This is a genomic window from Actinomadura sp. WAC 06369 (genome assembly GCF_003947565.1).
Classification (GTDB): domain Bacteria; phylum Actinomycetota; class Actinomycetes; order Streptosporangiales; family Streptosporangiaceae; genus Spirillospora; species Spirillospora rifamycini.
Window position 1 is genome coordinate 1 of sequence record NZ_QHJN01000018.1, and the last position, 26,915, is coordinate 26,915.

Below are 26,915 nucleotides of genomic sequence, written 5' to 3' on the forward strand. Positions count from 1 at the left end.
GTCAGGCGTTCGTGGGTGGTCTGGATGTCGACTGGGGTCGGGTGTTGCCGGGGTCGGGTGGTGTGCGGGAGGCGGCACGGCGGGTGGAGTTGCCGACGTATGCGTTCCAACACCGGCGCTACTGGCCGAAGTACGCGGACACGGCGGCTTCCGAGAAGGTCGCCGAGTGGCGTTACCGCATCTCCTGGGAACAGGTAGACCCTCCGGCCGCCACGCCCTCGGGCACGTGGCTGGTGGTCGGCGACCGGTCCGGGACGGCGCCCGCCGACGCGGTGGCCGGCGCGCTCGGCGCCCACGGCGCCGACGTCCGCGTCCTGGAAGTCGACGCCGGCGCGGACCGCGCGACCCTCGCCGGTGCCCTCCGGGACGCCGGCGACGTGACCGGCGTGGTGTCCCTGCTGGCCCTGGACGAGACGCCCCTGGACGGTACCGGACGGGTGCCGCGCGGGCTCGCGGCCACCGCCGCCGTCGTCCAGGCGGCGGTCGACACCGGTTCGCCCGCACCGGTGTGGGTGCTCACCCGCGGCGCGGTCGCGGCACTGCCCGGCGAGGTGCCGAGCATGGCGCAGGCGCGGGTGTGGGCGCTGGGCCAGACGGCCGGCCTCGAACACGCTGAGCAGTGGGGCGGCCTGATCGACCTGCCCGACGAGGTCGACGCCGCGACCGGTGCCCGGCTGGCCGCGGTGCTGGCCGGCGGTCCGGGCGGCGAGGACCAGGTCGCGCTGCGCGACTCGGGCGTCCACGCGCGGCGCCTCGTCCGCGCCCCCCGCCCGGAGCCCGCCGCGACCGCCTCGTACCGGCCCGCCGGCACGGCGCTGGTCACCGGCGGCACCGGGTGGATCGGGGGCTGCACCGCGCGGCTGCTGGCGGACCGGGGCGCCGGGCGCGTGGTGCTGGCCAGCCGGTCCGGACCGTCCGCCGCGGACGCCGCCGCCCTCGCCGCCGGGCTGGCCGCGCAGGGCAGCGACGTCGACGTCGTCTCGTGCGACGTCGGCGAGCGGCGCGCGGTCGGCGCGCTCCTGGACCGGATCGCCGCGACCGGGCCCGCCGTCTCGACCGTGGTGCACTCCGCGGGCGTCGGCCACGGCGGCCGGGTCGCCGACCTCACCGCGGACGACCTGGAGGAGGCGGCCGCCGTGAAGGTCGGCGGTGCGATGCATCTGCACGAACTGTCCATCGAGCGCGGCCTGGACCTCGACGCTTTCGTGATGTTCTCCTCCGGCGCCGCCGTGTGGGGCAGCGGATTCCTCGGCGGCTACGCCACCGCCAACGCGGCGCTGGACGCGCTGGCCGAGCGGCGCCGCGCCGCCGGGCTGGCGGCCACGTCCGTGGCGTGGGGGCTGATGGGCGGCGGCGGCATGGCCGTCGGCGAAGGCGAAGCGCTGGTGAGCGATATCGGGCTGCCGCTGATGGCCCCCGAGACCGGCCTCGAAGGACTCGCGCAGGCACTGGACGACGGGGAGACGCGGCTCGTCGTCGCGGACGTCGACTGGGACCGGTTCGTGCCCCTGTACACCCTGCACCGGCCCAGCCCGCTGCTGGCCTCGCTCCCCGACGCCGTCCGCGTCCTGGACGGCGGCGACGGCGCGGACGACGCCGCGGACGGCGACGCGGCGCGGCCCTCGTCCGCGGCGGCGCGGCTCGCCGCCCGGCTCGGCGAGGCCGGGTCCGCCGCCGCACAGGAGGCGATCCTGCTCGGGCTGGTGCGCGAGCACGCCGCCGCCGTGCTCGGCTACTCGGACGAGGCGGAGGTCCAGCCGGACGCCACCTTCCTGGAGCAGGGCTTCAACTCCCTGTCGGCCGTGGACCTGCGGGAACGCCTCGCGCAGGTCACCGGCCTGCGCCTGACCGGACCGCTCATCTTCGACCACCCCACCCCGCTAGAGATGGCCGCCCACCTGCGGGAACGGCTGGACGACGGCCCGGTGCGGCAGACCGGACGCGCAAGCGTCGCGCCCCGCTACACCCTCCGGCCGCCCGCGCCCGACGAGTCCGGCGCCTCCCCGGATTCCCCGTCCGTCCCATCGGGCGACGACGCCGGGGCGGGCTCGGAGTCGCTGACGTCCATGTACCTGCGGGCGCACGGCCAAGGGCGCGGTGCGGAGGCCATGCGGATGATCGCGAGCCTCGCCGGGTTCCGCGCCACCTTCGGCGGAGCGGCCGACCTGGCGGAGGTCCCGCCGCTGGTACCGCTCACCCGCCGGCCCGCGGGGGAGGGCGGCCCCACGCTCGTCTGCCTGCCGTCGTTCGGTGCCAGCGCCCACGCGCAGGAGTTCGCGCGCCTCGTCCAGGGCTTCCGGCGCCCCCGGCAGGTCCTCGCCGCGGTGATCCCGGGGTACACGCCGGGCGAGCCGCTGGCCGACGGCCCGGACGCGCTCGTCGACCTGTGCCTCGAGAGCCTCCTCGCCACTCCGGACATCGCGGCGGGCACCGGCCCGTTCGTCCTGGTGGGGTACTCCTCCGGCGGGCTGATCGCCCAGGTGCTCGCCGAGCGGCTCGCCGCCCGGGGGCGGGGGCCCGCGGGGATGGTGCTGCTCGACAGCTTCGCCCCGCAGATGGCGGGCGTCCCGGACGAGATCATCGGCGGGCTGCCCGCCGCCGTCCTCATCAACAACAGCGACGGGATCGACGCGGGCGGCATCGGCGGCGATGACTGGCTGACGGCGCTCGCCCACTACTACGACTACGACTGGAGGAGCCACCTCCCGTACATCGACGGCCTGCCGACGCTGATGATCCGCCACGCCGGAGAGCCCGGCACACCGGTCGGTCAGGACGGGGCCGTCGACGCCCCCTGGGGCTTCTCCGGCGAGATCACCACGGTCATGGTGCCGGGCGACCACTTCACCATGATCGGCTCGCACGCCGGTACCACCGCGCAGACCGCCGAGGCGTGGCTCGACACCCACTTCACCGCTACTCAGGACGGGAACGATGACTGACCACAGGGCACCAACCCGCCTCGCCGTCGTCGGGGCCGGGGTCATGGGGACCAACATTGCCGCGCTTGCGCTCGGCCACGGCGTCGACGTCACCCTCGTCGACGTCGATGAGGACATTCTCGCCAAGGCCCGGACGGAGGTCCGCCGGAAACTCAAGCACGCCCAGCTGCTCGACGCCCTCCCCGCGGACCGCCCGCGCGGCACGCTGGGCACGAGCCTCGCACTGGCCGACGCGGCCGCCGCCGACGTCGTCATCGAGGCGGTCGTGGAGATCGCCGAGGTCAAGCAGAAGGTGCTGGCGGAGGTCTCCAGGCTGGTCGACCCCGGCACGCTGCTGATCTCCAACACCTCGTGCGTCCCCATCGACGAGATGGCCGAGTGGGTGGCACGGGGCGAGGACCTCGTCGGCGTGCACTTCATGAACCCCGCCTACCTGATCAGGATGGTCGAGGTGATCCGCGGCGGCGCCACCGGCGACGCCACGATGGCCGCGGTCACCTCGCTGCTGGCGGTCCTCGGCCGCGAGGCGCTGGTGGTGGCGGACGCGCCCGGCTTCGTCATCAACCGGCTGCTGCACCCGCTGATCAACCGGGCCGCGATGCTCGTGCAGGAGGGCGTCGCGTCCGCCGAGACCGTGGACGGCCTCCTGGAGGGGTGCCTCGGACACACCACCGGGCCGCTGCGCACCGCCGACCTGATCGGCATCGACAACCTCGTCGACTCCCTGCGGGTTCTGCACGACCGCACCGGCGACCCGGAATGCGACCCGTGCGAGCTGATGCTCGCGAAGGTCCGCGACGGGCACCACGGCCGCAAGACCGGCCGCGGCTTCTTCGTGTACAGCTAGGCCCCCGCGCACTCACCCGACCGAACGTTACGAAGCCATGGAAGGACGCACGATGACCGCTGTGAACGTGAGCGCCGCCGTCGTCGAGAAGGAGCTGACCGCTTTCCTCATCGAGCGGACCGGCGCCGAGCCCGACCTCGACCAGGACCTCTTCGCGACCGGGACGATCTCCTCGATGTTCGCCATGGAGTTGGTGGTCTTCCTGGAGGACACCTACGACGTGGAGATCGTCGGTCCCGACCTGTCCAGGGACAACTTCGCCAGCATCCGCGCGATGGCCGCCCTCGTGCTGCGCCTGCGCGAAGGCGGAGGCGGCGGCGAATGACCGGAGCGGACGACACCGCCGTCATCGACGCCCCCGTCATCGACACCGCCGAGATCGACGCGCTGGTCGGCGACGGACCGGCCGCCTGGGACGTGACCGGCCGCCTGCCCGCCGAACTGCTGCGCAAACTCGGCGCGATGGGGGTGCTGTGCGCCGAGGTACCGGTCCGCTTCGGCGGGCTCGGCGCGACCGCCCTCGCCGGCGGCGAGCTGACCGCGCACGTCGGCGCGCTGTGCGGGTCGCTGCGCAGCGTCATGACGGTCCAGGGGATCGCCGCCGCGACCGTGCACCGCTTCGGCGACCGCGAGCAGCGCCGCCGCTTCCTCGGGGAGCTGACCGGCGGACGGCTCGCCTGCACGGCGTTCAGCGAGCCCGGCGCCGGCTCCGACCTCGCCGCCATGACGACGCGGGTCCGCCCCGCGGGCGACGACACCGGCGACGTCATCGTCTCCGGCGAGAAGTCGTGGACGACCGGGGCCGCGTACGCCGACCTCATCATGGTCGTCGGGCGGTACGGGGACGGCCCGGGAGGCGCCGCCGTCATGGTGCCGGCCGACGCGCCCGGCGTCACCGTCGAGCCCGTCGCTGCCCCGCTCGGCTGCCGCGCCGCTACCCACTGCCGTGTCGTCCTCGACGACGTGCGGCTGCCCGCGAGCGCCGTCCTCGGCGGCGGCGGCCAGCCGCTGCCACTGCTGTTCACCGTCGCCCTGACCTACGGGCGGATGTCGGTCGCCTGGGGCTGCGCGGGCATCCTGCGCGCCTGCCTGGCCGCCGCCACCGCCGACGCCCGCACCCGCGAGCAGGGCGGGTCCCCGATCGCCGAGCACCAGCTCGTCGCCCGCCACATCGCCGAGCTGTACACCGCGGAGCAGATCGCCGTCCACGTCTGCCGGCACGCCGCCGAGCAGTGCGACCGCGGCACCGCGGACGCGGCCGTCGCGGCCGTGCTGGCCAAGCAGGTGGCCGCGACGCACGCCGCGCGCGGAGCCGCGACGGCCGTCCAGGTGCTCGCCTCCCGGGGCTTCACCGACGGCCACGTGGTCGCCCGCGCCTACCGGGACGCCAAGGCCATGGAGCTGATCGAGGGGAGCACCGAGATCTCGCAGCTGATCCTGGCCCGGCACGCCCTCGGCGCCCCCTCCCCGACCTCCTCCGCCGCCACCGCGTAGCACCGAACGAACCCGAAGGAGCAAGCCGTGCCCGACGCGCCCGCACTCGTCAAGTGCCTGGTCTGGGACCTGGACAACACCCTGTGGCGGGGCACCCTCCTGGAGGACCCCGAGGTCGCGCTGCCCGACGAGATCCGACGCACCATCGTGGAACTCGACGCCCGCGGCATCCTGCAGGCCGTGGCCAGCAAGAACGACCACGACCATGCCTGGCGGCGGCTGGAGGAACTCGGCGTCGCCGAGTACTTCGTGCTGCCGCAGATCGGCTGGCACCCGAAGTCCCGGTCGGTCAAGGACATAGCCGACGGCCTGAACTTCGCGCTGACGACGATCGCGTTCATCGACGACCAGCCCGCCGAACGCGCCGAGGTCGCCTACCACCACCCGGACGTCCGCTGCTACGACGCCGTGCAGGCCGCCGAACTCGCAGGGCTGCCCGAGTTCAGCCCCTCCGTCGTCACCGTCGACGCCGCCCACCGCCGCAGCATGTACCAGGCGAGCTTCCGGCGCACGCGCGAACGCGAGGACTTCACCGGCCCCGACGAGGACTTCCTGCGCTCCCTCGAACTGGTCATGGAGATCAAGCGCGCCGACGAGACGGACCTGTCCCGCGTCGAAGAGCTCACCCTCCGCACCAGCCAGATGAACGCCACCGGCGTGCCCTACACCGACGCGGAACTGCGCGCGCTCCGCACCGACCCGGGGCACGAGGTCCTCACCGTCACCCTCACCGACCGCTTCGGCCCGCACGGCGCCGTCGGCGTGCTACTGCTCGGCCGCCACGAGCGGGTCTGGCATCTGAAGCTGCTGGCCACGTCCTGCCGCGTGGTGTCCTTCGGCGCGGGCGCCGTCCTGCTCAATTGGCTGATCGACGAGGCCGCCGCCGCGGACGTCCACCTCGCCGCGGACTTCCGCCGCACCGATCGCAATCGGATGATGGAGATCGCCTACCGGTTCGCCGGGTTCACCGACGACCGGTGCGACTGCCTCACCGGCCTGCCCGTCCCCGACGACGACCCCGCCCGCGCGGGCGTCGAGTTCCGGCACCTCACTCCCGACCGCCGGCCCGCCTCCACCACGGTGCGCGTGAAGGCGCCCGCACTGGCCGCGCGGAGCGCGGCGGTCGCGGCGGGGGGAACGCGCGGGTGACCGCCGAGCCGCTGGCCATCGTCGGGATGGCCTGCCGTTACCCCGGCGGCGTCGACACGCCGGAAGCCCTGTGGCGGGTCCTCGCCGAGCGCCGCACCGTCGCCGGCCCGTTCCCCGACGACCGCGGGTGGGACCTCGGCGCGCTGCGCCGCGACGGCCGCTGCGCCACCGACCGCGGCGGCTTCCTCGACGGCGCCGCCGGGTTCGACGCCGCGTTCTTCGGCATCTCCCCACGCGAGGCCGACGCCATGGACCCGCAGCAGCGACTCGTCCTGGAGGTTGGCTGGGAGGCGCTGGAACGCGCCCGCATCGCCCCGGACGCGCTGCGCGGCTCCCCGACCGGGGTGTTCATCGGCGCCGAGGCCCGACCGTACGGGCCCCGGCTGCACGAGGCGTCCGCCGACCTCGCCGGGCTGCTGTTCACCGGCACCGCACCGAGCGTGATCAGCGGGCGGGTCGCGCACGTCCTCGGCCTGCACGGCCCCGTCCTGACGGTCGACACCTCCGCCTCCAGTTCGCTCGTGGCGCTGCACCTGGCCGCCGAGGCGCTCCGCCGCGGCGAATGCGAACTCGCCCTGGCGGGCGGAGTGTCGGTGATGACGACGCCCTACTACTACGTGGCGTTCAGCGCGCTGCGCGCCCTGGCGCCCGACGGCCGCTGCAAACCGTTCTCGGCCGACGCGGACGGCGTCGCATGGTCCGAGGGAGCGGGCGTCCTCGTGCTGGAGCGGCTGGAGCGGGCGCGCCGCCTGGGGCACCGGGTGCTGGCGGTGATCCGCGGCTCGGCGGTGAACTCCGACGGCACCGCCCGCAGCCTGACGGCCCCGAACGGGGACGCCCAGCAACGAGTCATCCACGCCGCGCTCGCCGACGCCGGCCTCGACGCCGCCGACATCGACGCCGTCGAGGCGCACGGCACCGGAACCCGCGTCGGCGACCGGATCGAGGCGGAGGCGCTGCACGCCGCCTACGGCGGGCGGGCGGCGGGACGCCCGCTGCTGGTCGGGTCCGTGAAATCCAACCTCGGCCACACCCTGGCCGCCGCGGGCGCCGCGGGCGTCATCAAGATGGTGCTGGCGTTCCGGCACGGCACGCTCCCCGCGTCCCTGCACATCACCTCCCCGACGGCGGCTCTCGAGCGGGCGGGCGACGCCATCCGGCTGGTGACCGAGCCGGCACTCTGGCCCACCACAGCGGACCGTCCGCTCCGTGCGGGCGTGTCCGGCTTCGGTATCGGGGGCACGAACGCCCACGTCATCCTGGAGGCCGCACCCCCGGAACCGGAACCGGGCCCGGCCGTCCCGGAAACGGACCGGCCCGTGCTCCGTGCCCTGACCGTCCCCGCCGCCCCCTGGTTGCTCTCCGCACGGTCGCCCGCCGCCCTGGCCGCGCAGGCCGGACGGCTGAACGAGCACCTTTCGGCTCGTCCCGGCATGACCGGGACGCAGGTCGCCTGGTCGCTCGCCACCACCCGGTCGGCGCTCGAACACCGCGCCGTCCTGCTCGGCCCGGATCCGGCGGACGCCTTGGCGGACCTCGCGGCGGCACGCCCCTCCGCCGTCGTCGTCGCGGGCGAGGCCCCTCCCGAAGGCATCGGCCGGCCGGCGTTCGTGTTCCCGGGGCAGGGGAGCCAGTGGGTCGGGATGGGGCGTGAGCTGGCGGACGTGTCGCCGGTGTTCGCGGCCCGGCTGGCGGAGTGCGCGGGGGCTCTGGCTCCGTTCGTCGAGTGGGAGCTGGATGACGTCCTTGCGGGTCGTCATGGGTTCGAGGCTGCGGATGTGGTGCAGCCGGCGTTGTGGGCGGTGATGGTGTCGCTGGCGGCGGTGTGGGAGGCCGCGGGCGTCGTTCCGGACGCGGTCGTAGGCCACTCGCAGGGGGAGATCGCTGCGGCTGCCGTCGCCGGGATCCTTTCGCTGGAGGACGCGGCGAAGGTCGTGGCGCTGCGGAGCCGGACGCTGCGGGCTTTGGCGGGGCGTGGCGGGATGCTGTCGATTGCCGAGCCCGCCGACGACGTCCGAGCGCGCATCGCGCCCTTTGGGAAGCGGCTGTCGGTGGCGGCGGTGAACGGTCCGTCGGCGACGGTGGTGTCAGGGGACGCCGATGCTCTGCGGGAGCTGGCGGAGTCGTGCGGCGAGCAGGTAAGGACCCGGATGATCCCGGTGGATTACGCCTCCCACAGTGCTCATGTCGATGAGTTGCGGGACGAGATCGTCTCGGTCTTGGCGGGGATCGAGCCTCGAGAAGCGCGGGTCCCGATGGTGTCGGCGATGAGCGGCGAGTGGCTGAACGGCCCGGAGCTGACGCCGGAGTACTGGTACGCCAGCCTGCGCGAGACCGTCGAGTTCGACCGCGCCGTGCGCGTCCTGGCCGATACGGGACACGGCGTCTTCATCGAGGCATCCCCGCATCCCCTGCTCGTCGGCGGGATCGACGCCGCCGTCGGCGTGGGCACTCTGCGGCGCGAGGACGGCGGCGCCGAGCGGCTCCTGACCTCGTTCGCCGAAGCGCACGTCCACGGCACGCGCGTCGACTGGACCGCGGTCCTCCCGCCCGCCGACCGTACGGTCGACCTCCCCACCTACCCCTTCGAGCGGACCCGGTACTGGCTGGCCGACGACCACCCGGCTCCGGCGCGCCTGGCCGCCGCCGAGGCCGCCACGGCGGCCGTCCCGCCGTCGCGCCGGGAGGCTCCCGCAGTGCCGGACACCGAGCGGGGGGTTCTCGATCTCGTACTCGGGCACGCCGCCGCGGTCCTCGGCCACGCCGCCGGCGGCGTGCGCCCCGACCGGACGTTCAAGGAGCAGGGCTTCGGGTCCGTCATGGCCGTCGACCTGCGCAACCGCCTCGCCGCGGCCACCGCGCTCGACCTGCCGCAGGGGCTCGTGTACGACCACCCGTCGCCCGCGGAGCTGGCGTCCCGCCTCTACGCGGAACTCCATCCGGACCCGCTGGACGCGGCCGTCGACGCCCTCGAATCGGCGCTCGCCTCCGCCGCGGACGCGTCGGCCAGGGATCGGGCCCTCGCCCGCCTGGGGCCGCTGCTGCTCGGGACGCGGGACACGACCGGGCGCGGCGCCGTCCTCCCTGTCGATACCGGCGACCTGGCCGGCGTCGGCGACGAAGAACTGTTCGGCCTCATCGACAACGAACTCGGCCTCGACCGGGAACACTGAACGAACGGAGCACCATGCCCTCCGCACCCGAACCCACCGCCGACGACGACCTCTGGCTGCGCTGCTACCGCAAGGTCGAAGCACCCGCCGTCCGCCTGGTGTGCTTCCCGCACGCCGGCGGGACCGCCCCGTTCTACCGTCCCGTGCCGTTCGCGCTGGACGCCGCGGACCGCACCGAGGTCCTCGCCGTCCAATATCCCGGCCGGCAGGACCGCCGCCGCGAAGAGCCGATCGCCGACATGCACGAACTGGCCGATAGCGTCCACGAGGTGCTCGCCCGCCGGCCCGCGCTTCCGCTCGTCCTGTTCGGCCACAGCATGGGCGCCGTCGTCGCCTTCGAGGTCGCCCGCCGCTGCGAGGCGGCCGGGCACCCCGCCGCCCGGCTGATCGTCTCCGGACGGCGCGGGCCCGCCGTCGAGCAGGACGCCGCGACCAACATGCACGCCACGGACGACGCCGCGATCATCGCCGAGATCCGCAACCTGAACGGCTCCGACTCGGCGGTCCTCGACGACCCCGACCTGGTGGCGGCCGCGCTGCCCTCGCTCCGCGCCGACTACCGCGCGATCGAGACCTACCGCGCCGCCCCGGGCGCCGCCGTCGCGTGCCCCATCACCGCCCTGACGGGCGACCGCGACCCCAAGACGTCGGTCGGGGAGGCGGAGGACTGGCGCGCCCATACCACCGGCGAGTTCGACCTGCACGTCTTCCCCGGCGGCCACTTCTACCTCGTCGAGGAGATGCCGGGCGTCATCGACATCCTCGACCGGTGCCTCGCCGCGGCCGCAGGGGCGCCGCTCCGCTCCGCGCAGCTTCGCTGAAGGCTGATCCGGCCCCTCGGGGCCGGATCAGCTCCTGCCGGGGACGGCGTTGCCGAGCAGACCCTCCTCGTACGCCCGCGCCACCGCCGCCGCGCGGTCGTTCACGCCCAGTTTGGCGTACAGGTGCTTCAGGTGGGTCTTCACCGTGGCCTCGCTGATGAAGAGTTCGCCCGCGATCTCGCGGTTGGAGGTGCCCCGGGCGACGAGGACGAGAACCTCGAGTTCGCGGGTCGACAGCACGGCCTTGGCGGGCGTCTCGCGGGGCGCGCGCAGGGCGGAGGCCAGGTGGGAGGCAATGGCGGGGGAGAAGACGCTGCGGCCCTCCGCCACGTTGCGGACCCCCGCGAACAGGTCGTCGCGCGGGGCGTCCTTGAGCAGGTAGCCCGTCGCGCCCGCCTCGATCGCGAGCAGGACGTCGGAGTCGGTGTCCCACGTGGTGAGGACCAGGATCTTCGCGCGGACTCCGCGGCGCGCCAGCTCGGTGATCGCGTCGACTCCGCCGAGTCTGGGCATCCGCAGGTCCATCAGGATCACGTCCGGGTCGAGCGCGACCGCCTTCTCGACGGCCTCCGCCCCGTCGCACGCCTCACCGAGCACGGTGAATCCGGGTGCGGGATCGAGCAGGCCGCGCAGGCCGTCCCGGACGATCGGGTGGTCATCGACGATGAGGAGGGAGATGGGGGTGCCGACGCCGGTCTCGGTCACGTCGATGCCGTCCTTTTCTGTCACCTCATTGACCCTGGTTCACCAACGGTACGCGAACCGATACGGCCGTGCCGCGTCCTCGCTCGGACTCGACGGTGAAGGCGCCCGCGATGCGTTCGGCGCGGCCCCGCATCCCCTCCAGTCCGAACCCGCCGGTGTCGGTGTGCGCCGGCAATGCCAGCGGATCGAAGCCCTGACCGTCGTCCCAGACGTCCAGGACGACCTCGTCGTCCATGAAGCTGAGCGTGATGCCGACGCGTGACGCCGACGCGTGCTTCGCCGTGTTCGACATGGCCTCCTGGGCGATCCGGAGGAACGTCGCCGACACCTCGCCGTTCAGGTGCTGCGCGGTGCCCGTGAGCGTGAAGTCGGCGCGGACGCCGGTCCGCTCGGACCACTGGGCGGCCGTCTTGCGGAGTGCGCGGGGGAGTCCGTCGTGCAGCCCCGCGGGCGCGAGGTTGCGGACCGAGCGGCGGGCCTCGCTCAGGCTGTGGCGGGCCAGCTCGGTCGCGTTGTCGACGTGCCGGCGGGCGTTGGCCGGGTCCGGCGTGTGCGCGATGATCTGCAACTGGGCGATGATGCCCGTCAGGCCCTGCGCGATCGTGTCGTGGATCTCGGCGGCCAGCCGCCTGCGCTCGTCGGCGACGCCCGCCTCCCGCGCTTGGACGAGGAGCTGGGCGTGCAGTGCGGCGTTCTCGTCGAGGGCCTGCTGCAGGGCCGCGTTGGTGCGCTCGAGTTCGGCGATGGTGGTCGCCCGTGCCCGGGACTGCTCCTCGCCCTTCTCGGAGAAGTAGCCGACGATCGTCAGCAGAGCGTTGTTGGCCAGCAGGAGCCCGGCGAAAACGGCCCATTTCGTCGAGTCGTGGAGTGTCAGCCCGCCCGCCTGTGCGCTCGCCACGGGGATGGAACAGGCGAAGAGACCGAGCCGCACCATGCGCCGCCCGGGGATCAGTTTCTCGGCGTCGAAATAACCGGCGGCCGCATAGAAGGCGAAGAAACCGTTGATGAGGGTGAGCACGAGACCGAACAACCAGCGCACGGCATAGTACGCCACCGCGAATCTGTTCGGGCCCGGATGATTGCGGGCGGCCCGTCCCCACCACAACTGCAGCGCGAAGGCTCCGACGACCAGTGCGGCGGTAACGCCCCATTCGGTCGTGGTGGGCATCAGTTCCGCCGTGGTCGCGGCTAGAAGGGTGGCTATGCCGAGCAGCCCGTACGGCTGCCACCTGCGGAAGGTTTCTAGCCGCTGCTCGATGTCGGTATCGGTGGCCGGTATCTCTCCCGCGGTCGTCACCATTGCATTCTGCATGCGCGGCATCAGAATTCCCACCGGAACCAGCGGCGGGCCGCGTAGGACAGGACGATCACCCACAGGGCGAGCGCGGTGAGGCGGGACCACGCGGGCCAGTCGCCGGCCGCCGCCTGGCCGAGGGCGCCCGCCGCCGCGCCGAAGGGAGTGAACGCGATGGCGTGGGCAAGGACGTCCGGCATCGCCTGGACGGGCAACCAGACGCCCGCGGAGAACAGCATCGGCAGGGACACCGTGAAACCGCTGGCGTTCGCGTTCTTCGCCGTGGCGGCCGTCGCCGCCACCAGGGCCCCCATGGCGAGTGCGGCCGCCGCCGTGAGCAGCAGCACCAGGGCGTACCCGAAGGCCTCCCGCGGCAGCGGCACCTCGAACGCGAGCCGCCCAACCGCCAGGGAGAGCAGCCCCGAGACCAGGGCCGCGCCGCCGAACAGCCCCATCTGCGCGAAGATCAAGGCGGACGGACGCACCGGGGTCATCGCCATGTGGCGCAGGATGCCGCGTTCACGGTAGCCGGCGAGGAGGGGCGGCATCGCCTGCACGCTGGCCATGATGAGGCCCATCAGTACGGTCACGGGCGTGTACACGTCGATGAGCCGGAGTCCGTCGAGGTCGTGCCGGGCGGCGCGGAACAGGGGCACGGAGCCGAGGAGCACCAGCAGCACGGGCGGGAACCCCACGACCCACAGAAGATTGCCCGGTTCGCGCAGGAAGAGCCGGGCCTCGGCCCGCAGTACGGCGAAGTGCGGGGACGAGCGGCGCGCGCCGGCGGCCGGAGCGATGCCGAGCGGGCCGGCGGCCGGCTCGGCGGGCGGAACCAGGGGCGGGGTGGTCATGGAAGTGGCTCCTGTGCGGCCGTTCAGTGGTCGGGCCATCGAGCGTCACGTCGAACGTCGCCCCGGACGGCGCCCCGTCCGATGACCGGCGCGTCGCCGTCGGGCGTCGCCAAGTCGACGAGGACGTCGTCCACCGTCATGTCGGTGACCCGGAGCTGGCGGGCGGTGATGTGGTGCCTGGCGAGGAGCGAGATGACCGCGTTGAGGGTCTCGTCGGTGCCGCCGAGCATGATGCGGCCGTCCCGGTACTCGATCGACGCGAGCGCGGGCAGCGCGCCCAGCTCCTTCCTGTCGAGCGGGGCCGACGGGGTGAACGAGATGACGGTGGTCGCCTCGACCCAGTCCATCAGCCCGCCGGGCGTGTCCAGCGCGGTGACGCGGCCGCCGTCGAGTACGGCGGCCCGGTCGCACAGCCGCTGCACCTCCTCCATGGAGTGCGTGACGAGGAGGACGGTCACACCGTTCGCCCGGATGTCCTCGATGAGCTCCCAGATCTCGCGGCGGGCCCGCTGGTCGAGGCCGGCGGTCAGCTCGTCGAGGACGACGATGCGCGGCGTGCCGATGAGGGCGAGCGCGATGAACAGGCGCTGCTTCTGGGGGCCGGTGAGCTTGCCGAACCGGGTGGGGAGCCCGGCGGTCAGGTCGAGGCGTTCGGCGAGCGGGCGCCAGTCGAGCGGGCTCGGGTACAGGGCGGAGTGCAGTTCGAGCGTCTCGCGCACGGTCATCTTGGGTTGCAGCTCGCCCTGCTGGAGCTGAGCCCCGAGGATCCGGGTCACCGCGACGTGGTCGGCGACAGGGTCCAGGCCCGCGACCCGGACCCTTCCCCCGTCCGGCGCGCGAAGGCCCTCGACGCACTCGACGATGGTGGTCTTGCCCGCGCCCTTCGGGCCGAGAATGCCGAAGATCTCACCGTCCTCGACGGTGAAGGAGACGCCGTCGACGACGGTACGGCCGTTGCGGGACTTGCGGAGATCCGCGACCTCCACGATGGTCCCGCCGCCGGCCGGGCTCGTCTTCTCGGTGTCCATACGGTGAGGATGGTGAATGAGCCGGGAACGGCGCATCGCCCATGCGGCTCGAAGTGCATCACCTGATCGGGGGATGCCGAAATCCGGCAGGACTCGGGACGTACGGCCGCCGCTACGGTGCGGCAGACGGTGCCACGGATATGGTCGGGGCTTTTCTCCCCGCCGTGCACGCCCGCTGGACCATTGTGCGGTCATCGCCGGAGACCGCGAGGTCACCGCGCCGCCCATCCACCGATCGGCGGATGCCGCTTGGATCCGGACGGGTGATGTGACGATTCCGGCCGGTGTGCGACCCTCGTCCGTGACCATGGTCGAGGCGGCCGGCGGAGCCGCCCAGAAGCCGGTGATTCGCCGCTTCCTATGGCCGGATCGGGAGAGGACGACCCCTGATCGGTGAATGCACTTCGATCTTGTTCGGTGGCCGCTCAAGTGATACGGAGCCGAGATTGAACTCCTGTTCTCACATCTTCCATGCACCGCATAGATCGGTCCTCTGACTGCGGGGGCGCACCTGGTCGCGACAGACGGAACGTGTCGCGCATCACGCGCGCTGTGATGCCTCTCACATTATGAGCGGGAAGCGCGCAGGATCGGTCACAATTCGTGGGCGAAGGCGAATGCGCTCCGGTCGGCCGGCCCGTCGGTCGGTGGCCAAAGCCGGGTGACCGCCGGATGGTCGGAATGGGGTGTGTATATCCGTCCGGTCGCCTTCCTGTGGTGTCGTCGATAGGCGGGAAGTGGCTCGTGTCGGATGTGTAAACCGCGAATATGAACGTGCACGAATTGTTACTAAGTGTGACGCGTCTCTGGAAGACGTATGCGCTGGCACACAAGCGTCACAATGGGTGGTTTGTATCGTTCCGTCTTGATCTAGATAGGGGAGGTTGCTAGTATTCACCGCAAGCCGGGGGGCAGCAGTATCGGCTTTTCTTGAAGCGGATCGGCTGAGGGTAAATCTATCTGATCCTCACGGGGGTCCAGTATGGATCGTAAGTACTCCAACGTCACTTCCACGGGAGTGGAAGGCCGTCAAGTCGTCGAGTCGACAATTACTTCCATCCCCATTGACCGGGTGTTGCCAGGTGAATCGCCGCGGCTGGGCGGCGAGGACGAACAGCACGTGTTCCGGCTGGCGGCCGCCGAAGGCCCGCTTCCGCCGATCTTGGTCGACCAGAAGACGATGCGAGTCGTCGACGGTGCCCACCGACTGAGGGCGGCGTTGCTCAACGGGCGCCGGACGATCGACGTCCAGTTCTTCGACGGCAGCAGGGAGGACGCGTTCCTCAGGGCGGTCGAGGCGAACATCGAGCAGGGCCTCCCGCTGACGCGGGCCGATCGCATCGCGGCGGCGTTGCGAATCCTGAAGTCGCACCCCGAGATGTCCGACCGGGCCGTCGCGAAGTCCACGGGCATCGGGACCCGCGCCGTCGCCACGCTGCGGCGTTCGTCCGGTTCGGTGTCCGAATCGGGTTCCCGCATCGGGCGGGACGGAAAGGTCCGTCCGCTGAGCGGTGCGCAGGGGCGGCTCCGCGTGGCGGAGTTCATCCGGCAGAACCCGGACGCCTCCCTCCGGCAGGTGGCGCGGGCGGCGGGGGTCTCGCCCGCGACGGCGCTGGACGTGCGGCGGCGGCTGGCGCGCGGCGAGGATCCGGTCCCGACCTCGGGCGGCGCCGGCGACTGCGGGAAGAAGAACGCGAAGGACGCTCCCGCGACCGAGCGGCCGGCGCCGGCCGGGGCGCCGTCGAAGGCCGCACTGGACAAGCTCATGCGCGACCCGTCACTGCGGCAGAACGAGCTGGGGCGGCGCCTGCTGCGGCTGCTCAAGGAACACGAGATGGTCGCGAAGGAGCTGTCGGACATCGCTGCTTGGGCGCCTACGCACTGCATACACATGATGGTGGAACTTTCCCGCCACAACTCGCAGGTCTGGGACGACTTCGCTCAGGATCTGAAACAGAGGTCGTGGGCCGTGAAAATCGATTGATCGCGTTTCCCTGTTGATCGGATCCCTTCCGTATCGGGCCGTCTGTTCTGTGTAGACGTGGTCCGAGCCGGCCGGAAGGGGCGGTGCGGCGGTCGCCGGGTGGTTCTCGGCGCCGCCGCACCGCTCTTTCCGGCTCGTCGGGGCTCCCGCTACCTGGGCCTGCTCGACGGGGCGGGCGCGAGCCGGGGCCGGTCCGACTCGAACCCGGGCTCCGCTGCCGGCTTTCCCCGGTCGCCGTGCCCCGGCCACCACGCGGTGCGGCCGATCAGCGCGGTGATGGCGGGGGTGAAGAACAGCGCCATGACGAACGCCGTGATCGCGATGCCGAAGGAGAGCGCGAAGCCCATCTGGGTGAGCAGCGTGTTGCCCGCCAGCATCATCGTGGAGAAGGTCGCCGCCAGGATGAAGCCCGCCGTGGCCACGGCGGGCCCGGCGTGCCGGAGCGCCAGGCCGGCCGCCGCCCGCGGGTCGCGACCGGCCCGGGACTCCTCGCGCAGCCGGGCGATCATGAGGATGTTGTAGTCGGTGCCGATGGCGACCACGAACAGATACATGATCACCGGAAGCATGAACATCAGCCCCGGGCGTCCCTGCGCCCCCTGGAAGACCCAGACGGTGGTGCCGAGGGTCGCGCCGAAGCCGAGCCCGACCGAGGCCATCAGATACCAGGGGGCGACGATGCTGCGCAGCATCAGCCCCAGGATCACCATGATCAGGGCGGCGGCGACGGGAAAGACCGTCCGGTAGTCGCGGCCGACCGCGTGGTCGATGTCCTTGTAGATCGCGGAGAGGCCGCCGACGAGGACCTCGGTGCCTTCCGGCGCGCTCGCGTGCGATACGTCGCGCACGTCGCCGACGACATCGATCGCCTCCGTCGACGAAGCCTCGTACCTGAGGGTGATCGTGAACTTCGCGGTGGTGCCTTCGTCGTTCATCTGGGTCAGTTCGGCGCTCGCGACGCCGTCCACGCCTTGCAGGTCCGCGGCGTAGCCCTCGAAGCCGGACTTGTCCAGCAGCCGACCGTCGGAGCTGGACACGTAAACCTCGGTGGGGGATGAGGCCCCGATCGAGTACGCCTCCGTCACCTGCTTCTGGACGACCATGGACTCCTTGCTTTCGGGCGTGGCGCCCGCGGCGAGGTCGAACGTGGCGCTGTAGTTCAGCGAGCCCACCGAGAGCGCGACGAGCACGAAGCCGGACACGGCCGCGACCACGACCGGACGGCGCTGCACACCGCGGCCGAAGGCGGTGAAACGGGCGCCGGACGGCTCCCGCTGCCAGGACTTCGATGGCCAGAAGACCTTCGGGCCGATCAGGGAGACCACGGCGGGCATCAGCGTCAGGCCAGCGATCAGGGTGACGATGACCGCGATGGCGAGCGCCGGCCCCATCTGCCGAAGAAAGCCCACGGTGGACAGCAGGAGTGCGAGGAAGGCGATGATGACCGCGCCGGCGGCGGAGGCGATGGCCTCGCCGACGCGGGCGACCGCGTTGACCATGGCCTCCTTGGGTTCGTCCCCGGCGCGCAGATGTTCCCGGTACCGGAATATGAGGAAGAGGAAGTAGTCGGTGCCGACGCCGAACAGCACGACGATGAGGATCGACGACAGCGACGTGTTGGCCTGCAGGTCGAACATCTTCGTCACGTTCGCGATCACGCCGTTGGCGACGCCCGCGACCAGGCCGATCATGACGAGGGGCAGCACCGCCAGGATCGGTGCCCGGAAGATGAGCAGCATCGTCACCAGGATGATCCCGAAGGTGCCGAGGCCGATCAGCGTTTCGCCGCGGTCGGCCGACTCCCGTTGGTCCAGGGTCTCCGCGGCGGGGCCGCCGACCTTGACGTCCAGGTCGGTTCCCGCGGCGAGTTCCCGGCCGTTCTCGCGCAGCGCCTCGGCCGCGGCGTCCTGGTCGAGGGTCCCGGCCGTCTCCTGGTTCATCTGCACCAGGGACATCGTGTATTTGCCGTCTTCGGACGGCTCACCGGGCACGATGTTCTGCACCTGGTCGATTTTCTCCGCGGCCAGCCGGGTGGTGATCCGGGCGGCGTCGCGCTGGTCGGCGGTGGTCAGCTTCCCGCCGTCGGCGCGCTGGAACAGTACCGTCGCCGACGGGGTGAAGGCGTTGGGGAACTCGTCCTCCTGGAGAATCGCTGCCTGGATGGATTCGTAACTGCTGGGAATGAAATCGCTCTCATCGCTCGTCGAGGGGAGAGCGGGTGCGGTGGCGACGATCGCCACCGTTGCGATCAGCCATGCCACGATCGTCCATATGGGATGTCGAACGACGATATTCCCAATGCGCCGGAACATGAAGAGCTGTCCTCCTAAATGGGTGATGTTGTCACTCGGGGCGCTGGTTCCGATACTGCTGTCCCGGCTGCCGGGTCTTATCTCGCCGATTGGAGAGATGCGCAAAGGGCGGCGAGGATGCGAGACGGCCGACGATTCTCGTAAGGGTGGGCCTCAATCGTCGGCCTCGTCGGCCTCGTCGGCCTCGTCGGCGGTGCCGGGGGCCGTCGCACCCGCATTTCCGCGTTCATGCGGCAAGCATGGCGAGAAGCCGGGGCCGCCACATCGCCCATCGGGCTCGAAGAGCCATCAACTGATCGGAGGATCCGGCCGCGCGATCGGGCGGTGCGAGCGCTCTCGGAAAGCCATGTACGCCCAGGCTCCGCAGCCGGTGAACCTTTCGTCCGCCCCAGCGCCTCTCGGATGGCGGTAACCCGGTGTCGCGGTCGCGCCGCCCTTGATCGGTGACCGGTATCCGGAGCTCCCGAAGCCGGACCGGGCTACCAAAGGCTCCTACCTGGGCGATTTCCGATGCCCCCTGCGCCTCAACGAAGCGCCGCCCCGGGCGGCCGACATTGAGGGTCGCTTTTAGCCCGGGCGACTTGGAGGCGAACAACCGGGCCGGTTCGCCGCAGTTGAACAGCGCCGAGAAAAAGTAGCATGCCGACAGCGGCGGTGGTGCAAATAGAAAGCTCGCCGATTCCGAACGAGAAGGGGCAGTACATGTGCGGAATCACCGGATGGGTGGCCTATCGGCGTGACCTGCGTGGCGAGCAGGCCGCCGTGGACGCCATGACCGCGACCATGGCCTGCCGGGGCCCGGACGACCGGGGCACCTGGATCGACGAGCACGCCGCGCTCGGCCACCACCGGCTCGCCGTCATCGACGTCGAAGGCGGCCGGCAGCCGATGAGCGCCGATCCGGGCGGCGGCACGGACGACGCCGTCGCCATGGTCTACTCGGGCGAGGCGTACAACTTCGTCGAGCTGCGCGAGGAACTGCGCGGGCGCGGGCACCGGTTCGAGACCGACTCCGACACCGAGGTCGTGCTGCGCGGGTACCTGGAGTGGGGCGCGGCCGTCGCCGAGCGCCTCAACGGCATGTACGCGTTCGCCATCTGGGACTCCCGCGAACGCAAACTGGTGATGATCCGGGACCGGATGGGCATCAAGCCGTTCTACTACTACCCGACCGAGGACGGCGTCCTGTTCGGTTCGGAGCCGAAGGCGATCCTCGCCAACCCGCTCGCGGAGCGGACGGTCACCCTGGAGGGGCTGCGCGAGCTGTTCGCGTTCATCAAGCCCCCGGGCAGCGCCTTCTGGGAAGGCATGCGCGAGGTGCGGCCGGGCACGGTCGTCACGGTGGACGCCGGCGGCGTGCGCGAGACCGTCTATTGGAGCCTGCGGACCCAGGAGCACCACGACTCCCGAGAGGACACCGTCGCGCACGTCCGCGAGCTGCTCGACGACATTGTGCGCCGCCAGCTTGTGGCCGACGTGCCGCGCTGCACGCTGCTGTCCGGCGGCCTGGACTCCTCCGCGATGACCGCGATCGCCGCCCGGCAGCTCGAACAGGCGGGCGAGACGGTGCGCAGCTTCGCGGTCGACTTCGTCGGCCGCACCCAGAACTTCGTGCCCGACGAGATCCGGGAGACGCCGGACGCCCCGTTCGTCCACGACGTGGCGGAGAAATCGAAGACCGAGCACCGCGACATCATCGTGTCGTCCGCCGACCTCGCCGACCCGGACCTGCGCGCCGCAGTGGTCCGCGCCCGCGACATGCCCGCCGGCTACGGCGACGTCGACACCTCGCTCTACCTGCTGTTCAAGTCGATCCGCGAGCACTCCACGGTCGCGTTGTCCGGCGAGTCCGCCGACGAGGTCTTCGGCGGCTACAAGTGGTTCTTCGACCCGCTGGTCCACGAGCTGCCCACGTTCCCGTGGCTGGTGCAGTACATCATGACCGCCGGAGACACCAAGCCGATTCTGCGGCAGCCCGTACTCGACGCCATGGACCTGTCGACCTACATCACCGACCGCTACAACACCGCGATCGCCGAGGTGGACCGGCTGGACGGCGAAAGCGACTTCGAGTACACGATGCGCAAGATCTCCTACCTGCATCTGACCCAGTACCTGCAGCTCCTCCTCGACCGCAAGGACCGGATGTCCATGGCGGTCGGCCTGGAGGTCCGGGTTCCGTTCTGCGACCACCGCCTGGTGGAGTACGTGTACAACGCGCCGTGGGAGCAGAAGACCTACGACGGCAAAGAGAAGTCGCTGCTGCGCGGTGCATCCCTGGACCTGCTGCCCGCCTCGGTCGCCGAGCGCGTCAAGTCGCCCTATCCGTCCACCCAGGACCCGAGCTACGCGCAGGCGCTCCAGGTGCAGTGCAAGGACCTGCTGGCCGACCCGTCGCATCCGGTCTTCGAACTGATCGACAAGGACGTGCTGTGCGCCTCCGCCACGGCGGACTCGCCCCAGATCACCGAGGGCTCCCGGCGCGGCATGGAGCGCGCCTTGGACATGGCCGTCTGGCTGGACATCTACTCTCCGAACATCAAGGTGGCGTGACGCACCGCTGATCCGTCCGGGCGCGGGCGGATGCCACAGCCGATGATCGCCGTGATCACCGGCCAGGCGTGGCCCGGGGCCGCGCCTGGCCGGCGACGTTCACACGTTAGGGGCCACGCGCCCGCCACTCACCGAGGACGGCCGCCCGGGTACGGGAAGCGCTGCGTCCGGTCGCGCGCAAGGACGCCGGGCGGTGGCCAAGGAGCTCGAGAAGGCCCCCGGAGCGCCGACCGAGCTCAGCGGCGAATGACGCTGTGGTCAAGCTGCTGCGGCCGCCCACCGTCAAAATCTAGTAAGACGGGCCCGTGAACACGCCTCAAACACCACTTGGCGCACCGTCCAGATGACCCACGGGGGTCATCTGATCGGTGGATGGCGCTTCCAAAGCTTCCCTCTGATCATTGAATGTATGCACAAGAACACCTGCCACCTCATTTTGGCGATCATCACCGGCCTCTACCTCATGGCCGTCCTGGCCCTGTCCACGATGAAGGTCGACTTCCTGGACCTGTTCGCCGCCACCGGCGGTGTGGCTATCGGCACTCTGTGGGTCTCCGCGGCGATCGTGTACAACCGCGGCTCTGGGTGACCGGCTGAAGGGAGTGGACCCTGGCCACTGAGGGTGAACAGACGGGACAGTAGCGGGTGTCAATCGTGGGAGATCAGAAGCTGCCCGATCTTCCCTGAAGGGTGCTGTGGTGGAGTGGAGGAGCAGCTCTGAGCCGGGCACACTTCGGAACCGACTTTGTGGTGGGAATGGTCGGTCGTGTTCACACCGAAGAGGTCACTGGCTCGAACCCAGTATCACCCACCACGTTTCAGCAGGTCAGAGAAGGTCTCGGAGATCACTCCGGGGCCTTTTTCGATCTTGGAAGGCCGTCGGGAGCCGAACGGGGAGCCAACACCTGCCGACCTACGCGGATCGGCCCCGACCGAACACGGTGTTCATCGTGGCGGCTCCCTCGTGGATGACCGGCCGCAGCTGGTGCCGGTACACCTGCTCGGTGACCGCCGTCCCCGCGTGCCCCACAAGATCGGCGATCGTCTCGATCCGCACGCCGCTGTCGCTCATGATCGACACGAACGAGTGCCGCAGCTCCCGCGGCGTCCAGTTCACCCCGATCCCGGCCACCCGGGTGATCCGCCGGAACTCCCGCCGCACGTTCGCGGGACTCAGCGCCCGCCCGGTCCCGGTGCAGAAGACCAGATCGTCGTCCTTCCACACGAGCCCGGCCTTGAGGCGCTCGGACGCCTGCCGGACGTGCAGCCGGCGCAGTGCGTCAACCGCGTCGTCGGGGAGCTCCAGCGTGCGGCGCGAGGTCCTGGTCTTGGTGTCGCCGTGCGCCCGTACCGAACGCCACACGTAGACCGCGTACCGTTCATGGTCGAACCCGGCCGTGCCCACCGGCCGCCACACGTCCTCGTCCTTCACCCAGGCGACGACGTGCTGCCACTGCAGGGCCCGTGCCTCTTCGGTGCGGATGCCGGTCATGAGGCTGAGCACGACGTAGGCGTGCAGTCTCGATGACTTGGCGGTCTCCAGCATGGCCGTGGCCTGCTCGAGGGTGAGGGCCTTGCTCGGCCGTCCGGCCCGTCCCTTGGGAGTGGTGATCAGCTCGGCCACGTTCCGCACGACCCGGTCGCGCGCCTGGGCTTGGCGGATGGACCGCTTGAGGATCGAGTGCACAGCCTGCAGGCTCCGGGTGGACAGCTTTCCGGTGAGTCCGTCGAGCCACTCGTCGACGTCGTCGGCGCGCAGGTCCTTGAGCACATGACCAACCACGGCACCGGCTGGGTGCGGGTGAAGTTCCTGATCCCCGCGCGCGGCCTGATCGGGTTCCGCACCGAGTTCATGACCGAGACGCGCGGCACCGGCATGGCGCACCACGTCTTCGAGGGCTACGAGCCGTGGTTCGGGGAAGGCGTATGGCGTCTTGTAGCGCGTCCAGGAGGCGGGCAGCCGTTCGCAGATGGTGTAGACGCAGTCTCGGACGGAAAGCGGCAACGAGACCACCTCAATCGCGATGGCACCGCCTGACTCCGTCGTGCCGAGGCGGTCCTCGGCTGCCGGGATTGTCATCACGCTTGATATGAACAATGATGTGCTGCTCCCGCTCTCTGGGTATCTGTGCAACGGGGAACGTCAGACCTGCTGGGCCCTTTAGGCTGCTCGCCCACGCCTCCTGCGAGCCCCAGTCATGTTGATGCGCCAGCGCATGAGTTGGACGCTGACTCCGTACTGTTCCGCAGCGTCTTCCAGTGGGACCCAAGTCGGACTATGCGGACAGCAGCTTGCTCGGGGACGAGCAGGACTCCAGCCAGCCATTTTGCTTCGTTTTCGAGGTCTTCATTCCAGATGCGGCATCCGCGTGCGTCGATTGCTGGCGTTGCTGGATGCATCAGGAGCCCATGGACTGCTTCGTGGCAGATGTCATTGGCTTGTCGCTGATGGCTATGCATGTCGTTGTGAACGATCGTTCGTTTGGTGCCACGGAAGACGGTAACTGCCGAGAATGCCGATGTGTCCTGCACGCTGAGGTGCTGTATCGCGTTCGGGGTCAAAGTCCTAGGGGGAAGTGTGTCCGGCACCCTTGAACAGGTCGGATCGCGGCTGCGGCTCGTCACGATCATCGTCAACACCCGCTCGTACGGCTGGGACTCAAAGGTCATCACCTTCGAGCAGGTCGTCGAGCTCGCGTACCCGGGGCAGCCGCCGACCGACCAGAACACCTACACGGTTCGGTACAGCCGGGGGCACGGCGGACACGGGGCAGGCAGCCTAACGGCGGGTCACAGCGTGAGGGTGAAGAAGGGAATGGTCTTCGATGTCATCCGCACCTCTCAGTCGTGATCCCGACCTGTCCCGCCTGCTCGATGACGGGTACGACGTCGTCGTGCAGGCGGGGCATTTGATCGTCCGGCACATCCCGTACGTCGCCGGGGCGAGGGCTGTCCAGTACGGATTCCTGGCCTATCCGGTGACCGTCAGCGGGGATCGGGTGGTGTCCGACACCGACCACCGGATCTGGTTTGGGGGAGGGGAGCCGTGTGACGAGCGCGGCCGCCCGTGCGTCAGCGGGTTGCGCTCCTGCCGGTACTGCTGGATCGCCTCGTTCAGCGACTGGGTGAAATCGGTCTTCAGCTCCACCGTCGCGACCGGAAGCCCGTTGACGAAGAACACCAGGTCGATGCTGCGCTGGTCGGCGGTCGAAAAGTGCACTCTCTCAGACCCGACCGCACCGTAGCGGAAGGCGGGAGGACTTCCGCACGCGTAACCCGTTCCGGCTGTGTTGTCCCGTGGACTTGCGCGTGGACGTGGTGGTGTTGCCGGTCAGGTTGAGTGGCGGTGGGGTCTTCCGGCGTGCGGGAGTGGGTGGGTGGCGGCGAGGTGGTCGTGGAGTTCGGCGTGGCGGAACTGGTAGTAGGGGCCTACCGTGCGCAGTAGGCCGAGGCGGTGGCAGTCGTCCAGAAAGACCATCAGCCGGTGCGGCAGGTGCCCGCCCGTGCCAGATTCCAGGTGGCGATCTGGTAGGCCCACCACGCTCGGTGTTTTCCGAACGCAAGCCCGGATATAAGCCCGGTCGGAAGCCCGACCGCGAGCCCGTACAAGGGGCCGAACACTAGTACGACCACCAGCTCACCCGTGCTCTCGGACAGGAGCGTGGCTGCGATCCCGAACACGAGTGCGGTCGTGAGGACGATGGCGAGCGTTGCGGTGAAGAAGCGGAGCAGGTTCAGTCTCCGGTCGGTGCGCCAGCTGCTCATCGGTGTTGTGGCGTGATGAGTTCGCGCTGGTGTCGCTGCCCAAGCCATGATCCCCAGCCCAATCGCGAGCGGGAGCCCGAGGACGAGCCCGGTCAGAATCCCACTTGCGAGCTGTTCCACGAGATCTGCCGTGAGGAAGTCAGCCAGGTTGCCCGCCTCCTCGTAATCCGTAGGAACGTAGCCGTTCGGGGCGAAGAAGCCGTTGCTGGGGGTTTTGTAGTAGGTGTGGCCGTCCACGGCGAGGTAGTACTCCCCGACTGTGCTCGTGAAGTCCAGTACGAGCCCGACCGCGAGCCCGGCCGCAAGTCCGTGTGGGAGCCGGGTTGCGAGGTTGCGGGCGAGGGTGGCCGAGCGTCGGCGAAGGCGCAGGTCCGCGTATCCGGGTGGGTCGTGCGTCCATGATCGTGCTGTAAGGCCGACGGCGAGGCTGGCCGCGGGCCCGAACGCGATGGTAGCCGTGAGCCCGAAAACGAGCCCTGATATGAGTCTATCCGTGAGCCCTCCCGTGATTCCGAACACCAGTCCGGTTGCGAGTCCGGTGGTGAGGCCGGTGGTGAGGGCAACGAAGAGCCGGGTGGCCGCGGTGAAGGTGTTGGTGGTGGCGGCCAATCGCCACCAGGCGAGGTCGCGGGTGCCTTGACCGCCGGTGGCGGGTTGGGTGGTGAGGTGGTGGGCCAGGTATCCCAGCCAGTGGTGGACTTGGGCGGGGTCGTAGCGGCGGCGGGGGCGAAACGGTTCGGCAGAGTTGTCGCTGGGCGGTCGGGTAGTGATCAGGGCGGGGATGATCTGGTCGAGCAGGTGGGCCTGAAGCGCGGCGGGGGTGGGGAATCGGTCCGGGTCGGTCAGAGAGGTGGGGTCGGTGCCGGGTTCGGTGTAGACGGTGCGGACCAGCCACAGCCCCAGCGGGGTGGCAGCCAGGTCGGCCAGCGCCGCCGCCGGACGGCGGCCCGGGCCGGGCGGGGTCTGGTCTGCGGGGGGTGTGGCGCGTAGCGCGGTCAGGGTCTGCTGCCAAGCCGGTCCGGGGGAGAGCGGCAGGCAGCGGGTGAGGTAGTCGGCGGCGGCCTCGGGTGTCAGCGGGCGAGGTTCCAGCACGGCGGCGGAGGTGATCACCTCCCCTGCGGCGTTGATTGCGGTGGTGAACTCGGTGGTGCGGCTGGTGAGGATGAGTTGGTCGTCCCCGCCCAGAGACCGGTTCAGCGCGGTGACCGCTGCTTGCTGGGCGGGTCGGGGCAGCTCGTCTAGCCCATCGAGGACAGGCAGGATATGTCCGCGCACGGCCAGGGCCGCTGCCGCCTCGGTGCCGAGCTCGGGTGCGCGCAGTGCCGGATAGTCTCCGGTGAGCCGGTCGGCAATCCACTCCTGCAAGTGGGGATGGCGCCGGGTGTCCCAGTCGGCCACCGGCAGCAGCACCGGGACCGGCTCATCGGCGGTGCGGGTAGCCAGCAGATGCAGCAGCAACTGCAGCGCCAGGGTGGTCTTGCCGGTGCCCGGTCCGCCCAGGATTACTAGCCGACGTCGCCGGGTACGACGGAACCGGTTCGCCAGCGCGCCGATGTCAGCGCTGGAGGCCATCCACCACAACCGCGTCAGCCTGTCCTCAGGCCCACCGGGCGGTGCGGCTGAGCGGTCGATGTTGACGGCGTGGTCCATCAGCTCGGCCGCGTCCGGGGTCCGCCACCGCACCGGGATCGGGTCGGGGTCATCCAGCGACCGCAGCCGCGCCTCTTGCTTCCACTGCTGGTCCACCAGCTCGGCCAGAAGTTCCTTGGCCTGCGCCAGGGTGTCCAAAGAAGGTGCGGCGGCGCCGATCCGGCGGGAGCGGTGTCGTGCCCACCGAACCGTGCTGACCAGGGCCACTGCGGCGGCGAGTACGAGCGCGGTCAGCTGCGCGCGGTTTGCCGCATCCCCCAGCCCCGCCTCGCCTTGGTCGAACAGCGGGTCGAAGGTCCACCAGGCCAGCACCAGCACTCCAACGACCACCACCAGGATTGTCAGCC

General features: G+C 70.7%; 20 protein-coding genes and 2 pseudogenes. 13 read left to right on the forward strand and 9 right to left on the reverse strand.

The window, feature by feature from the left end; genetic code table 11:
* Positions 1-83: 83 nt before the first annotated feature.
* From DMH08_RS07615 to DMH08_RS07645, 7 genes are read left to right on the forward strand one after another with little or no spacing between them, the layout of a single operon-like run.
* Positions 84-2,942, forward strand: coding sequence for an SDR family NAD(P)-dependent oxidoreductase (locus DMH08_RS07615; RefSeq protein WP_125612615.1), 2,859 nt, complete (start codon positions 84-86; stop codon positions 2,940-2,942).
* A complete protein-coding gene (locus tag DMH08_RS07620) occupies positions 2,935-3,789 on the forward strand; it encodes a 3-hydroxyacyl-CoA dehydrogenase family protein (protein WP_125612617.1) in 855 nt (284 codons plus the stop codon). Before DMH08_RS07615 ends, DMH08_RS07620 begins: the two co-directional genes overlap by 8 nt.
* A gap of 52 nt (positions 3,790-3,841) precedes the next feature.
* Positions 3,842-4,114 carry an acyl carrier protein gene (locus DMH08_RS07625; protein ID WP_125612619.1) on the forward strand — a complete coding sequence of 91 codons (273 nt, stop codon included), beginning with the start codon at positions 3,842-3,844 and terminating at the stop codon, positions 4,112-4,114.
* On the forward strand, positions 4,111-5,283 hold the full coding sequence (locus DMH08_RS07630) for an acyl-CoA dehydrogenase family protein (RefSeq protein WP_125612621.1): 1,173 nt from the start codon (positions 4,111-4,113) through the stop codon (positions 5,281-5,283). The genes DMH08_RS07625 and DMH08_RS07630 overlap by 4 nt, the downstream gene beginning before the upstream one ends.
* 27 nt (positions 5,284-5,310) lie before the next feature.
* The gene (locus tag DMH08_RS07635) at positions 5,311-6,432 is read left to right on the forward strand and encodes an HAD-IIIC family phosphatase (protein ID WP_125612623.1); all 1,122 of its coding nucleotides are present in this window, start codon (positions 5,311-5,313) and stop codon (positions 6,430-6,432) included.
* Complete coding sequence (locus DMH08_RS07640; protein WP_199747667.1) at positions 6,429-9,605, forward strand: type I polyketide synthase; 3,177 nt, start codon at positions 6,429-6,431, stop codon at positions 9,603-9,605. Before DMH08_RS07635 ends, DMH08_RS07640 begins: the two co-directional genes overlap by 4 nt.
* A gap of 14 nt (positions 9,606-9,619) precedes the next feature.
* Positions 9,620-10,426 carry a thioesterase II family protein gene (locus DMH08_RS07645; protein WP_125612625.1) on the forward strand — a complete coding sequence of 269 codons (807 nt, stop codon included), beginning with the start codon at positions 9,620-9,622 and terminating at the stop codon, positions 10,424-10,426.
* Positions 10,427-10,453: 27 nt separating this feature from the next.
* Here the strand turns inward: DMH08_RS07645 and DMH08_RS07650 are convergent, their stop codons facing one another.
* Genes DMH08_RS07650 through DMH08_RS07665 form a run of 4 tightly spaced genes read right to left on the reverse strand, consistent with a single transcriptional unit; the run spans position 10,454 to position 14,304 of the window.
* Positions 10,454-11,155, reverse strand: a complete 702-nt coding sequence (locus DMH08_RS07650) for a response regulator (RefSeq protein ID WP_233617464.1) — start codon at positions 11,153-11,155, stop codon at positions 10,454-10,456.
* 1 nt (position 11,156) lies between these two features.
* Positions 11,157-12,452: a sensor histidine kinase gene (locus tag DMH08_RS07655; RefSeq protein WP_233617465.1), complete on the reverse strand. Its 1,296-nt coding sequence runs from the start codon at positions 12,450-12,452 to the stop codon at positions 11,157-11,159.
* Positions 12,452-13,276 carry an ABC transporter permease gene (locus DMH08_RS07660; protein WP_125612627.1) on the reverse strand — a complete coding sequence of 275 codons (825 nt, stop codon included), beginning with the start codon at positions 13,274-13,276 and terminating at the stop codon, positions 12,452-12,454. The genes DMH08_RS07655 and DMH08_RS07660 overlap by 1 nt, the downstream gene beginning before the upstream one ends.
* A gap of 23 nt (positions 13,277-13,299) precedes the next feature.
* Positions 13,300-14,304, reverse strand: a complete 1,005-nt coding sequence (locus DMH08_RS07665; RefSeq protein WP_125612629.1) for an ABC transporter ATP-binding protein — start codon at positions 14,302-14,304, stop codon at positions 13,300-13,302.
* Between the two features lie 982 nt (positions 14,305-15,286).
* Here DMH08_RS07665 and DMH08_RS07670 point away from each other — a divergent pair.
* Complete coding sequence (locus tag DMH08_RS07670) at positions 15,287-16,288, forward strand: ParB/RepB/Spo0J family partition protein (protein WP_199747668.1); 1,002 nt, start codon at positions 15,287-15,289, stop codon at positions 16,286-16,288.
* Positions 16,289-16,437: 149 nt separating this feature from the next.
* Here DMH08_RS07670 and DMH08_RS07675 read toward each other — a convergent pair whose 3' ends face one another.
* Positions 16,438-18,549, reverse strand: a complete 2,112-nt coding sequence (locus tag DMH08_RS07675) for an MMPL family transporter (protein ID WP_199747669.1) — start codon at positions 18,547-18,549, stop codon at positions 16,438-16,440.
* A 753-nt stretch (positions 18,550-19,302) separates the two neighbouring features.
* Between DMH08_RS07675 and asnB the strand changes: the two genes are divergently transcribed.
* Positions 19,303-21,153 carry an asparagine synthase (glutamine-hydrolyzing) gene (gene asnB, locus DMH08_RS07680; RefSeq protein ID WP_125612633.1) on the forward strand — a complete coding sequence of 617 codons (1,851 nt, stop codon included), beginning with the start codon at positions 19,303-19,305 and terminating at the stop codon, positions 21,151-21,153.
* Positions 21,154-21,562: 409 nt separating this feature from the next.
* Positions 21,563-21,742 (forward strand): hypothetical protein, encoded by a 180-nt coding sequence (locus DMH08_RS07685; RefSeq protein WP_125612635.1) that lies wholly within the window; start codon positions 21,563-21,565, stop codon positions 21,740-21,742.
* Positions 21,743-22,066: 324 nt separating this feature from the next.
* Here DMH08_RS07685 and DMH08_RS07690 read toward each other — a convergent pair whose 3' ends face one another.
* The gene (locus tag DMH08_RS07690; RefSeq protein ID WP_125612637.1) at positions 22,067-22,936 is read right to left on the reverse strand and encodes a site-specific integrase; all 870 of its coding nucleotides are present in this window, start codon (positions 22,934-22,936) and stop codon (positions 22,067-22,069) included.
* On the opposite strand from DMH08_RS07690, the pseudogene DMH08_RS07695 reads away from it, so the two are divergent.
* Positions 22,919-23,074, forward strand: a pseudogene (locus tag DMH08_RS07695) (hypothetical protein); the annotation flags it as partial. The gene DMH08_RS07690 and the pseudogene DMH08_RS07695 sit on opposite strands and share 18 nt — an antisense overlap.
* Positions 23,075-23,349: 275 nt before the next feature.
* On the opposite strand, the gene DMH08_RS42775 reads toward DMH08_RS07695, so the two are convergent.
* Positions 23,350-23,784 carry an ImmA/IrrE family metallo-endopeptidase gene (locus DMH08_RS42775; protein WP_442778631.1) on the reverse strand — a complete coding sequence of 145 codons (435 nt, stop codon included), beginning with the start codon at positions 23,782-23,784 and terminating at the stop codon, positions 23,350-23,352.
* Here DMH08_RS42775 and DMH08_RS07705 point away from each other — a divergent pair.
* Both DMH08_RS07705 and DMH08_RS42780 read left to right on the forward strand, forming a co-directional pair.
* Entirely contained in the window at positions 23,675-24,004 is a 330-nt protein-coding gene (locus DMH08_RS07705) for a multiubiquitin domain-containing protein (protein ID WP_158642270.1), read from the forward strand. The two genes, DMH08_RS42775 and DMH08_RS07705, sit on opposite strands and share 110 nt — an antisense overlap.
* A pseudogene (locus DMH08_RS42780) lies at positions 23,979-24,167 on the forward strand (DUF6791 domain-containing protein); the annotation flags it as partial. The gene DMH08_RS07705 and the pseudogene DMH08_RS42780, both read left to right, overlap by 26 nt.
* Here the strand turns inward: DMH08_RS42780 and DMH08_RS07710 are convergent.
* Together DMH08_RS07710 and DMH08_RS07715 are read right to left on the reverse strand one after the other, a co-directional pair.
* A complete protein-coding gene (locus DMH08_RS07710; protein ID WP_199747670.1) occupies positions 24,125-24,373 on the reverse strand; it encodes a type I restriction endonuclease in 249 nt (82 codons plus the stop codon). The pseudogene DMH08_RS42780 and the gene DMH08_RS07710 overlap by 43 nt on opposite strands.
* Positions 24,374-24,630: 257 nt before the next feature.
* A complete protein-coding gene (locus DMH08_RS07715) occupies positions 24,631-26,898 on the reverse strand; it encodes an NACHT domain-containing protein (protein WP_125612641.1) in 2,268 nt (755 codons plus the stop codon).
* Positions 26,899-26,915: the final 17 nt, after the last annotated feature.